This is a genomic window from Flavobacterium sp., assembly GCF_046317795.1.
Classification (GTDB): Bacteria; Bacteroidota; Bacteroidia; order Flavobacteriales; family Flavobacteriaceae; genus Flavobacterium.
Map to the genome: position 1 here is coordinate 1 of NZ_JBKCVI010000162.1, position 13600 is coordinate 13600.

Here is a 13600-nt window from a genome sequence, read left to right on the forward strand (position 1 = left end):
GACTTTAATTGGTAACTCGATTTCATTCGGGTAATGGCTCCAGTTCCATCAGTATTGGTATAGCCATAGGCACCATAAATTGGAAATCCATCATAGGCAAATCCTAATAAAGGCGAATGTTGCGAAGGATTGATTACATACAAACCATCAGAAGGATAGGTAGCACAAACATTAGAAAGTACAACCAAATCTAGATTAAAAGCACTCGGATTTTGGTGATGATGGTAATTTCCCATAGCAGGATGTGCTTTGGCACAATCAAAACCAGCGCGCTCTGCGGGAATAGCATCTCTATTCCATGCTTGTGTTGAACCTGGTTCACCAGCACAAGGGGGATTTCCAGGACCACCGCATAAAGCACCAGTGTTATTATTCCAAGCTACACCATCACGATAATCAAATAATGCCACTCCGTTTTTAAAAACACCAATGTTTCCTCCAGTGGTTGCCACAGTTCCAGTGCCTTGAACTGGAGCTAATGGAATTCTGAAAATTTTATTTTGTGCTGTGGCTAAAGAGGGATTTCCATCTTGAAATGGTCCTGTTATGTAGGCAGGAATTCCTGTTGCTGAAATATACGAATACGTTGCGTTGTATTGCACCGTTTGCACGTTTGCTTGCACTGCATCCACAATAGGAGTAGAGTTGCCTGCAACATAATGACGACCTGTAATCCCGGTGGTGTTGATCAACCATCCTGTAATGGCTGGATTGGTTTGGGCAAAAGTGTAACTCGAAATAAGGAAAATGAATAGTACTTTTTTCATAATTTTAGGTATATAACATATTAGACGCAACATTATTTTTATTCTTGCGAAAGATTTAAAAATTATTCTCTTGGAAAACCATATCGTTTGTCAAAAAGAAATTCTTTATCGGTTAAGGTTTGTAAAAACACCACTAAATCTACTCTGTCGTTATCGGATAAATTCATGGGTTTGGCTAACTCTTTAGGTAAACTTTTATCATTTCCTAAAAAATTATAATGTTTAACTACTTCAGTTAAGGTTTTAAATCGACCATCGTGCATGTAGGGAAACGTAAATTGTATATTCCTTAGTGTTGGAATTTTGAAGCGCATTTTATCTTCTGTCTTTCCTGTGATTTTTATTCTGCCTAAATCATTCAGCGTTTCATCTAGTGCTAAACCATTTTTCTCAAATCTATCATCAGCGAAAAGTGGTTCTTTATGACAAGACGCACAATTGGTTTTGAATAAATCATAGCCGTGTTGCTCTTGTTGCGTAAAATTTTCTTCTTTACGCATCACTTTATCATACTTTGAATTGGATGATTTGAGCATTACTGTGAATTGTGCTAATGCTTTGAGCAATCGTTGGCTAGTTACTTTATCATCGCCATAAGCTTTGGTAAATAATGTTCTATACTTTGGGTTATTTTGCAATTTAGCAACCACATTTTCTAGCTTTTCATCCATTTCTGTTGGACTTGTAATAGGATTAATGGCTTGCACTTCTAGATTATTAACACCGCCATCCCACATAAAGTCTTTATTCCAAGCTAAGTTTATTAATGCCATCGAATTACGTGTACCAATTTTTCCTTCAATGCCATGGCTTAATTGATGATCCACATGTGTAAATCCGGTTTGTTGCAAATGACAACTGGAACAGGAAATTGTGTTGTCTCGAGAGAGAATTGGGTCGTAAAATAGATGCCTGCCCAACTCAAATCCTTCTTCGGTTAATGGGTTTCTATTGAAATTATATTTAGGTTCTGGCCAACCCTTAGGTACTTCTAAATATAAAGGTGTAGTGAATATATCAGAAAAAGACAAAATTCCAACAAGACAAATTCCAATACCGAAACTTCGGGACACTATGTATAAATGGTTTTTCATTCTAGATAAAACATTTTCGCCATAGTATCCGATAATTCCATAGCCGTTTTACCCGGAATCATAACCGAATTTGTTTTGGATAATTCAATTTCTGCAAAAAAGATGGAAACATCAATAGCAATAGTAACATCACCATTGTGATTAACCGAAATCACTTTTTTCCGCATGGCATAATAGGGTTGGAGATAACCCCCAATGTGAAACTGAAATTCGTTTTTTCTTCCCGATGCTTCGGTATTACAACTCGGGCTTTTGCCTTCCATTTTCATGTTGATATAGCCACTTTGCCAAGCCCAATACATCCCTTTTGTTGGGTCTAAATCTCCATCCAAAGCACCAGCAGTATTGACTAAACTGTCTATTCCAATGTTAAAGCTGACTTTTGAAATTATCTTATCATTCTTATTCGTTATCGGAATAATGCATGAATTTGGGTTTTCTAGATCGAGTAGGTGATAGCTGTTTTTTTCTTTAAAAACGGTCTTATCAGCATAATAAATTTCGATATTGGAAACATAACATTTGAAAGTAGTAATAGTTACCCTATCTTTATTGGAAGTAGCATATTCTTTACTCAGTTCTAAAGGGAGTTTATCAAAATTGACTTTAAAATTGACATGCAACGAGTCTCTGTTTTGAGCCACTAACTGAAAACATGCTAAAAAAGTTAAAAATAACCAACCTGTTTTATTCATGTCTTGGTCTTGGTGGTTTATTGCGAGAAAATAGTCTTCCTAACTCTTCGGTCAGTTCGTTAAAGTATACTTGTTGTTCTGGCTTGCATAACTTTTTGATATCTACAAAATGCTTAAAATGGGTAGCTTCAATTTGCTTTTGAAATAGGGCTATTTCATTAATTAATGTGACTTTAGCTTTTTCGTCTACTATATCATTATTTAATAACATATACAATTCATTTTTTGAAACTCGTATACTATCTTCAAGTTGTCTAATTTCCCCACGATGCCATTCAATTAATTGACCATATTCTTTTTGCTGATTGGCGTCAAAATGCAATCGTTCAATAATAATTTCTTTAGGTTCGTGTCTGCCTTCTGGTCTGTCATGTGGTGGTTTGTGCCCTTTTGTACCGCTAATAAATAAAAATCCAAGTGTTGCAAAATTGAGCAACAATAATCCGATAACTGTAATTGTTAATAGCTTCGTTTTTTCCATTGTTATTGATAAATCTGATTGCTTTGGTTTAGAGTATTTTCCAAATATGTAGTTGTTGTAGTTGAACTTTCTTTTGTTTTAGTAGCCAATAGTGTAAAGTTTAGGAGTACTAAAATAGCTATTGAAGCGGCAACAAGCCAAACGGTTTTTGGTGAAACGTTGTTGCGTTTTATTTTATTTTGAATTTTAAAAAACAAGTCATCACTTGGAGAAACTTTCGTTATTCCGTTGATGCTATTTAAAATGGTTGAAATCCAATTTTCTTTTTCCATACTTGTTTAGACGAATGTTACTATTTTTTCTTGCGGTAGTGATTAAATTTTTCTGCTAATTTTTGTTGAAGAGATGCCTTTGCCCTAAAAATTAATGATTCGACCGACGAAATACTCAATTGCATAATCTCGGCTATTTCAGGATTTGATAATCCATCAAGTTTAGAAAGCAGAAAAGCGGTCTTTTGATTTTCAGTAAGAGTATTAAAAACTGCAAAAAGTAGGGCTGCATCTTCTTGATTTTCCAATAAAATTCCAGGATGTTCAAAAGTGGAAGAATTCAAATATTCTTGTTCGTTTTGACTTTTCTTTCCAAAAATAAAGAAGCGTTTTTGACTGTTCTTTTGTTTTAAAAAATCCAAACATTGATTGATTGTAATTCTATAAATCCATGTTTTATGAGATGATTTTTGATTAAAGTTATTGAGAGAATTAGAGATTTTTACAAACACATCTTGTGTTACTTCCTCAGCATCTTCGGTGTTTTGAAGATAATTTAATGCCACATTGAACACGAGTAGATGAAACTCGCGGTATATTTTTTCAAAATGGTTCTGGTTATCAATCATCTTTACCTTGAAATTCAATCTTTTGAATTGCAATAGTACTAAAGGTTTTATTATAAATGTAATTTTTTACTAACTATAAATTATTCTATATTTGACCCTTGATTACATCAACAAACCTAACTTTTATACACATGAAATTATTAGAAGGAAAAGTAGCCATTATAACTGGTGCGAGTAGAGGAATTGGAAGCGGAATTGCCAAAGTTTTTGCACAACACGGAGCCAATGTAGCGTTTACTTATAGTTCATCTGCCGAGTCGGCACAGGTATTAGAAAATGAATTAAACGCTTTAGGAATTAAAGCTAAAGGATATCAATCAAATGCAGCCGATTTTAACGAAGCGCAAAAACTAGTGGATAATGTTATGGCTGAGTTTGGAAATGTTGATGTATTAATCAACAATGCCGGAATTACAAAAGACAACCTTTTAATGCGTATGAGTGAAGAAGATTTTGATAAAGTAATTGAAATCAACTTGAAGTCAGTATTCAATATGACCAAAGCCGTTCAAAAAATCATGTTGAAAAACCGTAAAGGTTCTATCGTGAATATGAGTAGCGTAGTAGGAGTGAAAGGAAATGCCGGTCAGGCCAATTATGCCGCATCCAAAGCGGGAATGATAGGATTTACCAAATCGGTTGCCTTAGAATTGGGTTCGAGAAACATTCGTTGTAACGCCATAGCACCTGGGTTTATTGAAACCGAAATGACTGGTAAATTGAATGAAGAGGTAGTGCAAGGGTGGCGAGATTCTATTCCGTTAAAGCGTGGTGGAACTCCAGAAGATGTAGCCAATGCTTGTTTGTTCTTCGCTTCGGATATGAGTGCGTATGTTTCAGGGCAAGTATTGAATGTGTGTGGAGGAATGTTAACTTAAATGTTTTTGGTTTGTAGTTTATAGTTTCAATGTTTTGAACTATCTAACCACAAACTATAAACCATAAACTCAATACTATGAACACATCAACAATTCTGTTATTACTTCTATCAATACTTATTGCTGCTGGAGTTTCGTTTTACCAATATATATATACCCGAGCGCAGGGCGCGAACTGGCGAAGCAAAGTAAAAAGCCGGTCGAAAGTCACTTTACTTTTGGCTTTTTTGCGTTTCTTTAGTGTCTTTGGCTTGTTATTATTATTAATCAATCCTATTATTACGCGAAAAAATAGTGAAATCATCAAAACACCGTTACCTATTATTATTGATAATTCCGCTTCTATAGCAGATTTGAAAGCCAATAAATCAGCGATGGAATTGTTAGATAAACTAAAGAATAATTCAGCTTTAGCCGAAAAATTTGATATTCAAACCTATCAGTTTGACACTGATTTTTTGCCTTCGGATACAATTGATTTCAAAGGAAAGCAATCCAATATAGATGTAGTTGCCAAAAACCTAAAGAACATCTACAAAAATCAAACCTTCCCAACGGTTTTAATCTCTGACGGAAATCAAACATCGGGAGAAGATTATGTCTTTGGGTTTAATCCGTCAAATAAAGTATATCCATTGGTAGTAGGCGATACAACAACCTATTTGGACATAAAAATTACCCAACTTAATGTAAACAAGTATGCTTTTCACAAAAACAAATTTCCCGTGGAGGTATTTTTGAATTATGCAGGAACAAAAGCAATTAATACTTCTTTTAAAATCAGTCAAGGCAACAGTCTGTTAAACGAACAAACCGTAGCTTTTTCACCAAATAAAAAATCAGCAGTACTCAATGTATTATTACCTGCGGATAGAGTAGGGCTACAAATTTTTAAAGCCACCATTACTTCAAAAGAACAAGAAAAAAATACCTATAACAATACTAAGAATTTCGCAGTTGAAATCATTGACCAAAAAACTGAAGTTGCCTTAATAGCTTCCACATCCCATCCTGATTTGGGTGCCATCAAGAGAAGTATTGAAACTAATGTACAAAGAAAGGTAACCATACTTAAGCCAAACGATGTTAAGTCGTTAGTAGATTATAATGTTTTAATACTGTATCAACCCACAGTCGAGTTTAAAGCTGTCTTTGAAAAGAATTTAAATGCCAAAATCAACACTTGGATAATCACTGGAAACGATACCGATTTTAATTTCTTAAACCAAAATCAGAAAATATTTGCCTTTAAAATGAGTGGACAGAAAGAAGATTATTTGGCTTCCTATGACAACCAATTTAATCTTTTTGCTTTGGATAATATTGGTTTTGAGCAGTTGCCACCTTTGGAAAATCCGTTTGGAACCATTACTGCCAATGGAAATGTCAATACCTTATTGTCTTCTACCATTCGTAATATAGCTGTTAATCAACCATTATTTACTTTTGCCGAAAATCAAGGTGTGCGTTCGGCTTACTTGTTTGGTGAGAACATTTGGAAATGGCGTGCTGATAATTATGTAAACAAAAAGAACTTTACCGACTTTGATATTTTCTTAGACAAAACCATTCAGTATTTAGCGTCAAATAATGCTAGAAAATCGCTTGTGGTGAATCATGAACGCTTTTACAACTCAGGTGAAGGTATTGAAATCACGGCGCAGTATTTCAATAAGAATTATGAACTAGACGAGAAAGCACGTTTGACTATTGCGGTTACCAATACCAAAACCAAACAAGTTAAAAACTACGACTTACTAAAAACAACCAATGCATTTCAGGTCAATCTTGATGGATTGGATGCCGGAAATTATAAATTCACGGTTAAAGAATTAAATTCAAACTCTTCCTATTCAAGCGGTTTTGAAGTACTGGATTTTGATATCGAAAAGCAATTTGTAAACCCAGATTGGAACAAACTCAACCAACTAGCTACTCAAACCCAAGGAAAAGCTTATTTGCCAAATCAAGTAGATACTCTAATTAAACAACTCTTAGACGATGAAAGTTATAAAGCAGTTCAGAAAACCATTGTTAAAAAGTCGCCTTTGGTGGATTGGGCATGGTTGTTAGTTTTGTTATCACTATCGCTAGCTGCAGAATGGTTTATTCGAAAGTATAATGGAATGCTATAACTGAATTAAATTGATTACTTTTGGCAAAAAATTAAATAAAGTTGAACTTATAAATTAAATTATGAAAATCAAAACATTACAATTATTTTTCATCGGAATGGTTTTTTCGGCAAGTGCGCAAACCATTACTTCTGAAATGGTTCAGTACAAACTACCAGTTGCCGCAAAATACCCTATTGAACAATTAAATAGAAATTATTCTGTAAAAGTAAATTCGCCTTACACTTTAAAAACAGAGGACATCATTGCTCAATCTAAAGTAGATTTTCAAACAGAATTAAAGAATTATGATAAAGTAGTAGCTGACAGCGAAGTTGAATTTAAAAATAAGTTAGCTGGCTATGACGAAGATGTGATTAAAGAAAAAGAACGTTTTAAATTAGAATCAGAAGAGTTCAAAAAAATGTCACTTTTAGAGCGTTTAGCTATGACAGACCAAGGCAAAGCGCCAAAGCTTGTTACACCTACAAAGCCAGTATATGTTAAGCCAACAAAACCTATTTACAGTGAGCCAAACTTAAATAACTACATCATTGTGGATAACGATGTTTTAGCTTCAAAAATTGGTATTACTGGATTTACAAGAGGTGGAAATTATGTTGATATATTTGTTGATATCAAAAAAATGAATTTTCAAGACAATGCAGGACAAACGTTTGCAAATCAACCTACAAAGTTGGTAGTGAAAGTAAATGGAACTGAAAAAATCAATACTACCTTCTTTCAAGATTTCAAACTGTACTCAAATTCGCCATCGAATAACCTGAACAAACCCTTATCAGAGAAAGAATATCTTAATACTGTAATTGCACATATTAACGGGTATTTGGATGAAAACTACGGCATACGCTATGTTAATCCATCTGTAAAGATAAGTACTGTTAAAAATAAAGGGAAATATGATGATTTAGAAAAAGCATCGGTTTATGTATCGACCAATTTAAGAAAATTAAATCCTGAAAATCCTGCAATGACCGCTGCTGGAATGGCAGGAATTCAAAAAGGTACTGATATTTGGAAAGATACGCTGACCAAAATTCAATGGAAAGATAAAAAATCCGATTTCAATGCCAAAATAGGAACTTACATTTACTTTAATTTAGTTCGTCTTAATATTGCTTTAGGTGATAAAAAAGAAGCTGAAAAAATGTTAAATGAATTGCAAGAAAATATCGTAAACATGGACTTGTCCTATGACGAAAATGCAGAATTAAAGGAGTTTGAATCTGCGATTTACAAAAACTAAGAAATGAAAAGAATATTAGCTTTTGCTATTTTAGTAGTGCTGTCGTCGTTCTCGATAATAACAGCTCAAATAAAAAAAGAATGGGGGACAAAGTTTGACTATGAGATAAAATTAGAAGAAGAGCCACGTGTCGTTCTTGCGGATAATTACAATCATTATATGATGACAGTTGTTAATATACATGGGATGACGGCTCAACATGGAATTATCATGAGGAAGTTTGATCAAAAAAATATTCTGGTCAATACATTTACGCAAGACTTTCCCGAAAAAACAATGTTTACGTTATATAATTTCTTAGGAAGTTATGAATTAGGAAAAGACAAAGTTGTTTTTTTTACGGATGGTTATTCCAACAAAACTAAAAAGAAGTCGATCCATCGAATTATATTTGATAAGAAAACAGATAAATTCACTACCTCTTTACTAGTAGAATATACTTTTGAAAGTATTTCAAAATCGGGAACAGCAACTGTAGTAGCATCGCAAAATGGAAAATATTTTGGAATTGTTTATTCTAAATTTTCCAATAGAAAAATTGCTGAAGTAGCCGAATGTACCGTTATTGATGGAACCACATTTGAAGAAGTATGGAAAAAAACCGTTACTTTCCCATTAGAATATTTTTCGGGCGATATCACGATGACCAACTCTGGTAAATTGGTTTTTATTAAAAGAGTTGTAGAAAAAAGTGCCAAACATAGTTTGTATGTAGTTGATGCCACGAGCGAGGTTGACAAAGATTTAGGTGCCGAAATTAAACTCAGTCGACCAGTTGCTATTTCTATTGGTACACAGGATTATTTAATTGCTTTCAATTTCAAAGCAAGTTTGAGAGAATGGTCATTCAGCAATATTATGCTTTATGATTTAGACGGCGGAAGAATTTTGAGTAATGATGCCATTGATGCATTCCAAGGTATTAAAGAAATTCAGGATGTTCGCTATAATTTAGTCAATATTCATGATAATCAAATAGACCTGTTTGCTGAATGTAAATATCAAACAGGTTCAAAACCATCCTCTTCGTTTCCTAATGATCCCAAGTTTAACGATCCAGTATATTCTTTTGGAGCAGGAATGCTAATTGTGATGAATATGGAAGGAAAAGTGAAAAAAAGCATGAAGTTCCAAAATAAAGTACCGTTTAGCAATGCTGTGATTGACAATTTTGGTTTGCTGAATATCAAAGGAAATTATTACGTGAACACTTCGGCTTGGGGTGGCACAAATGGTAATGAAGAATACCCTGTGTTGTATCAGTTAAATCCGTTTAGTTACAGTTTTGAAATACAAAATATAAAACTACCATTGCCTTCAAGTGTATATCGCAGTGAAGACGGAGATCAAAATGGCGGAACGTATATCCATCAGTTTTTTAATTATTTTCAAGACACAAACCGAGTGCTTCTTGCCAAGTATTATAGCGATGGAAAAGTACAATTTGTTAATTATAATGGTGTCACGTTTTAAGGAATTTGTGTAAGCTAATTAAATTACAGCAAAATAAACACTAATTTAGATAGCGGTATCATTACTACTTTAAGTAACTGATAAGATTTTGAGAAAGTATAATAGGCATTAATGTCTGTTATACTTTTCTTTTTATTACAAAAAACTTCAATCGGAGGTAATCATAAAACAAGGCAATTAGCAACACTGCTGAAGCAATAAATAATGTCTGGATTCCCAATGCTTTATAGGCAAATCCTCCCAGCACACAACCAATAAAGAAGAAAGAGATTATAGAAAGTCTCAAATAAATGTTGGTTTTCAATTTCTTTTCTAAGATTAAGCCCATAATAAAATGAAGCAGCATCTCCAAATGGATTTACATAACTTTCATTAAACCTAATCCCAGATGTCATTTGCAGAAGGTGTTTAATAGTTACTTTGTCAAAGCCGTTTTTTGTCAGTTCAGGGATATAGTTTGTTATTGGTTCGTCAACGGATTTAATAAGTTCTTCGTCAATGGCACAACCAATTAAAATTGATGTAACAGATTTTGCCATTGAAAAAGAAGGAACAATACTTTCTTTGTCATACCCCTTGAAATACTTTTCATACTGTATAGTGTCATTTTTAATAATCAAGAAAGCCACTGTTTTTTGTCTTCAAGATATTTGTCAAACGGAATGTCGTTTAGTTGTTTTGGAAATTTACCTGAATTAGTTGTTTGAAAATTGTAAGATGATGTGTCGGATGTTAATGGTCTGGACTGAAATTTTATGTCTGCAAAGTTGTAAAATACAAAGCGTCCTAATTGACAAGAAGTCAATAATGTTGAAGCAATAATCATTAAAATTCCAAGTCTAACTATTCTAATTTGTCGTCTCATATTCGTCATTTTGTTTTTACGGGGGCGGATTCAAGACTTTAATGCAACAAGGTCAGTTATTATATTAATAATCAAATTTAGTTTTTTATTTCAATTCAGCATAATTTCAGAATAACTTTTTTGGCTTTTTAAATTAGCCAAAAGTTATTTTCGAAATTGGCTTGGTCTACGCTGCATAATTAGTGATTTCTTGATTCATAATTTCATTAGAAGTTTTGTATCCTAAGATCTTTCTAGGCCTGTTGTTTAAATTAAATTGAGCTTGTTTAAGCTGTTCATTAGTTATTTTATTGAAGTCAGTTCCTTTAGGGAAAAAGCGTCTAATTAAGCCGTTTGTATTTTCGTTAGTTCCTCTTTCCCAAAAAGAATAAGGATTAGCAAAATATATATCCATTCCGGTGTTGTCTGATAACCATTGATGATTAGCCATTTCCATTCCGTTATCGTAAGTCATTGATTTTAAAACATATTTAGGTAAAGAGTTTAAGTACTTGGCGAATTGTTGTGTTACAGTTTCTGATTTTCGGTTTGTTAATTTTATAATGAAAGTGTATCTGGTTTTTCTCTCTATAATTGTTCCAATGGCGCTTTTTTGTCCTGTTCCAATCATTAAATCACCTTCCCAATGTCCAACTTCAAGTCTTAATTCAACGTGTTGTGGCCTTTGTCTGATATTGACTTGGTCTTTAATGCGAACTCTGTTTTTACCGAATTTTCTTTTCCTCTTCTTTTGTGATGGTGATAGGGAAGAAGCTTAATTAATTTCTTGCCTAAATAGGATTGTCTATGCTTGAAAATGTGCTGATAAATAACTTCGTGTGATATTGACATTGTTGTGTCATTTGGATAAAGCACTTTAATTCTGCCAGCAATTTGTTCTGGACTAAAACCAGATAATAATCCTCTATAAACAAAAGCTTTCAGTCTTTTATGAGTGTTGATTTTGTCGAGATTTCGTTTGTTTAAATATTCTTCTTTAGCAAAGAAGTTAGCTATTGTTGCATCGTATTTATCAGAAGGTTTTTTAATCTTCACGAGTTATAGTGGATCTGTTTCTTTTAAGCTGATTTGCAATGTAGCTTTTGGATTTATTTTCATTGAGTAATGTCTCAATAATAATCCGTTCTTTTAAGGTTAGTCGTCTGTGTAATTTTTCCATAATTCAACAAAGATAAAATTTATCATTTGTTGCATTAAGTTATTGAATTCGTCAAAATGGAGTTTTTTCATAACCTGACGTTCCGCAGCTTGCAGAATTGGCGGATTAAGGAAGCCTAAACTTTCGGTTTAACATTGATTTTGCAAGTACAAAACCAACTTTAAATTAAGCCCTAAACCCGCCATTTTTGCAAACTGCTGTTGGTGGATAGTGCCTTTATGCGGTTAAACTTAATTTTAAATGTCCACCTAATCCTTGTCTAATTATTCTCATTAATGTTGAAAGTCGAATGTCACTTGCATTATTTTCTATTTTAGAAATATATGTTTTTGTTGTTCCACATTTTAGTGCTAGTTGTTCTTGCGTCATTCCACGTTCTTTTCTCATTTCTTGAATTAAAACACCAAGTTCAAAACTCTCGTATTCCTCTTCGTATTTTTGACGAGTTTCTGTTCCAGTTTTTCCGTATTGCTCATCTAAATGTTGAGAAAAAGATGTTATTTTTTTATTTTCTGTTTTCATAATTTTTACTTTTTATATTTAGTTTCTAAATATTCTTTTTTCAATTTTTCCGCCATTTTAATTTCTTTTGCTTTTTTTATTTTCAATACGGTTTCTTCTGAAATCCATTTACTAAAACTACTAGATTTCCTTTGTCAAAAAAACTAAAAACTCTAAAAATGTCAGAACCAACTTCAACTCTTACCTCAAATATTCCTTCAGAACCTGTTATATGTTTGAAAAATTTTTCTGGAATTCTATCTTGAGTTGAGATTAACTGTAAAGTCCAGTTAAACTTTTTCTTAACGTCTTCTTTTTGAGCGTTGAAAAAATTAAGATAATAATCTTCATAATATATAACTTCTCTAATAAATTTAACATTCATTCGACAAAGTTATTCAATTAGATAACATTGTGCAAATTTTTTTATGATTTTCTCTTTTTACCGCGATTTTTTTTGGCATTTCCACCAACGTCAGACCGTGATAAAACTTCCACAATCCACAAACAAATATAAAAAAATACTTGTAAGAAAAAATGTTTTTCTTACTTAAACCATACAACATCCCGACACCTTGGGTTCTTTTTGGACTTTAAAAACTCTATTGTAAACACTCAGAACTATTACTAAAAAATAAACCTTTTTTAAAGCGATTTAAAAAAGGTATTTTTTGGAATTATTTTTAAATAGTATTTTTTTATTGGGGTTGTAAAACAGCTACTGCTGTTATAAGCTGGCTTTTCTCCAATTGTATAATAATAGTCTTCTTCTATTGTCTAAGTCATTTATTCTTATTTCTGTAATATCTTCAATTCTGTAAACAGCGCTTCCTTGATCTTCTCCATTTTTTCCAATACAATTGAGAACAAAATCCTCTTCAGAAATTTCTGTTACCAATCCTGTGAAATAGTCACTACCATTGATTTCAAAACTTGCAACTTGATGTTCAGATGTAACGAGTTTATGTAATGCATCAAATTGCCAGTTATTAGAATAACCTATATTTAGTTGAAAATCCGTTGGTTTGTCAAAAATACTTGAGTATTGAATAACACACTCCATGACTTTAGTGTAATCATCATTAAAATCAATAGTTTTAATATTTGAAATTTTAATAGCTATTAAACCATCGCATTTTCCATAAACTGTATAATGTTTTAGTGTTATATGTTCTTCAGAAATTTCTGTTACATAACCAACTAAAGAGCTTTTATCTGAATTATATTGCCAAATTGATATTATTTCTTGGTTTTCTCTCGATCTTTCTATAGTTGATTGGAAAATGCTCATACTGATTTTTTTTGAATTTTTAGGTTGGTTAAAAATACTTTTAAAGAAATTTATCATTGATTTGATTTGTTTTTTATTGGCACATTTTTTTCAAAGCTTGCTTATAACGTCAGACCGTGAAAAAACTTCCACAATCCACAAACAAATATAAAAAAATACTTGTAAGAAAAACAT

The 13600-nt window shown here is 32.6% G+C and carries 19 protein-coding genes; 4 read left to right on the forward strand and 15 right to left on the reverse strand.

The genetic code is table 11. The features are described 5' to 3' along the window. The 6 genes from ACK5ON_RS09700 to ACK5ON_RS09725 form a co-directional block, all read right to left on the reverse strand. Positions 1 to 767: YHYH protein (locus tag ACK5ON_RS09700; protein ID WP_409822000.1), on the reverse strand; the 767-nt coding region annotated here is incomplete at its 3' end. Positions 768 to 829: 62 nt separating this feature from the next. After that, positions 830 to 1861, reverse strand: coding sequence for a cytochrome-c peroxidase (locus ACK5ON_RS09705; protein WP_409822002.1), 1032 nt, complete (start codon positions 1859 to 1861; stop codon positions 830 to 832). After that, entirely contained in the window at positions 1858 to 2556 is a 699-nt protein-coding gene (locus ACK5ON_RS09710) for an MbnP family protein (protein WP_409822004.1), read from the reverse strand. The genes ACK5ON_RS09705 and ACK5ON_RS09710 overlap by 4 nt, the downstream gene beginning before the upstream one ends. Continuing rightward, entirely contained in the window at positions 2549 to 3037 is a 489-nt protein-coding gene (locus tag ACK5ON_RS09715; RefSeq protein ID WP_409822006.1) for a Spy/CpxP family protein refolding chaperone, read from the reverse strand. The genes ACK5ON_RS09710 and ACK5ON_RS09715 overlap by 8 nt, the downstream gene beginning before the upstream one ends. 2 nt (positions 3038 to 3039) lie before the next feature. After that, on the reverse strand, positions 3040 to 3309 hold the full coding sequence (locus ACK5ON_RS09720) for a hypothetical protein (protein ID WP_409822008.1): 270 nt from the start codon (positions 3307 to 3309) through the stop codon (positions 3040 to 3042). Between the two features lie 20 nt (positions 3310 to 3329). Further along, on the reverse strand, positions 3330 to 3878 hold the full coding sequence (locus ACK5ON_RS09725) for an RNA polymerase sigma factor (protein WP_409822010.1): 549 nt from the start codon (positions 3876 to 3878) through the stop codon (positions 3330 to 3332). Between the two features lie 131 nt (positions 3879 to 4009). On the opposite strand from ACK5ON_RS09725, the gene fabG reads away from it, so the two are divergent. The 4 genes from fabG (at position 4010) to ACK5ON_RS09745 (ending at position 9610) form a co-directional block, all read left to right on the forward strand. After that, positions 4010 to 4756, forward strand: a complete 747-nt coding sequence (fabG, locus tag ACK5ON_RS09730; protein ID WP_409822012.1) for a 3-oxoacyl-[acyl-carrier-protein] reductase — start codon at positions 4010 to 4012, stop codon at positions 4754 to 4756. A gap of 77 nt (positions 4757 to 4833) precedes the next feature. After that, the gene (locus tag ACK5ON_RS09735) at positions 4834 to 6891 is read left to right on the forward strand and encodes a hypothetical protein (RefSeq protein WP_409822014.1); all 2058 of its coding nucleotides are present in this window, start codon (positions 4834 to 4836) and stop codon (positions 6889 to 6891) included. A gap of 61 nt (positions 6892 to 6952) precedes the next feature. Then, the gene (locus tag ACK5ON_RS09740; RefSeq protein ID WP_409822016.1) at positions 6953 to 8137 is read left to right on the forward strand and encodes a hypothetical protein; all 1185 of its coding nucleotides are present in this window, start codon (positions 6953 to 6955) and stop codon (positions 8135 to 8137) included. Between the two features lie 3 nt (positions 8138 to 8140). Then, positions 8141 to 9610, forward strand: coding sequence for a hypothetical protein (locus tag ACK5ON_RS09745; RefSeq protein ID WP_409822018.1), 1470 nt, complete (start codon positions 8141 to 8143; stop codon positions 9608 to 9610). 118 nt (positions 9611 to 9728) lie between these two features. Here the strand turns inward: ACK5ON_RS09745 and ACK5ON_RS09750 are convergent, their stop codons facing one another. The 9 genes from ACK5ON_RS09750 to ACK5ON_RS09790 form a co-directional block, all read right to left on the reverse strand. Further along, on the reverse strand, positions 9729 to 9914 hold the full coding sequence (locus ACK5ON_RS09750; RefSeq protein WP_409822020.1) for a DUF1275 family protein: 186 nt from the start codon (positions 9912 to 9914) through the stop codon (positions 9729 to 9731). Next, positions 9835 to 10239, reverse strand: coding sequence for a serine hydrolase (locus tag ACK5ON_RS09755; RefSeq protein ID WP_409822022.1), 405 nt, complete (start codon positions 10237 to 10239; stop codon positions 9835 to 9837). Before ACK5ON_RS09755 ends, ACK5ON_RS09750 begins: the two co-directional genes overlap by 80 nt. Beyond that, the gene (locus ACK5ON_RS09760; protein ID WP_409822024.1) at positions 10227 to 10475 is read right to left on the reverse strand and encodes a hypothetical protein; all 249 of its coding nucleotides are present in this window, start codon (positions 10473 to 10475) and stop codon (positions 10227 to 10229) included. Before ACK5ON_RS09760 ends, ACK5ON_RS09755 begins: the two co-directional genes overlap by 13 nt. A gap of 166 nt (positions 10476 to 10641) precedes the next feature. Then, complete coding sequence (locus ACK5ON_RS09765; protein ID WP_409822036.1) at positions 10642 to 11166, reverse strand: IS30 family transposase; 525 nt, start codon at positions 11164 to 11166, stop codon at positions 10642 to 10644. Further along, the gene (locus ACK5ON_RS09770) at positions 11118 to 11510 is read right to left on the reverse strand and encodes a hypothetical protein (protein ID WP_409822026.1); all 393 of its coding nucleotides are present in this window, start codon (positions 11508 to 11510) and stop codon (positions 11118 to 11120) included. Before ACK5ON_RS09770 ends, ACK5ON_RS09765 begins: the two co-directional genes overlap by 49 nt. Then, complete coding sequence (locus ACK5ON_RS09775) at positions 11500 to 11634, reverse strand: helix-turn-helix domain-containing protein (RefSeq protein WP_409822028.1); 135 nt, start codon at positions 11632 to 11634, stop codon at positions 11500 to 11502. Before ACK5ON_RS09775 ends, ACK5ON_RS09770 begins: the two co-directional genes overlap by 11 nt. Before the next feature lie 216 nt (positions 11635 to 11850). After that, complete coding sequence (locus ACK5ON_RS09780) at positions 11851 to 12156, reverse strand: helix-turn-helix domain-containing protein (RefSeq protein WP_409822030.1); 306 nt, start codon at positions 12154 to 12156, stop codon at positions 11851 to 11853. A gap of 82 nt (positions 12157 to 12238) precedes the next feature. Next, the gene (locus ACK5ON_RS09785) at positions 12239 to 12520 is read right to left on the reverse strand and encodes a type II toxin-antitoxin system RelE/ParE family toxin (RefSeq protein ID WP_409822032.1); all 282 of its coding nucleotides are present in this window, start codon (positions 12518 to 12520) and stop codon (positions 12239 to 12241) included. A gap of 342 nt (positions 12521 to 12862) precedes the next feature. Then, complete coding sequence (locus tag ACK5ON_RS09790; RefSeq protein ID WP_409822034.1) at positions 12863 to 13426, reverse strand: hypothetical protein; 564 nt, start codon at positions 13424 to 13426, stop codon at positions 12863 to 12865. Positions 13427 to 13600: the final 174 nt, after the last annotated feature.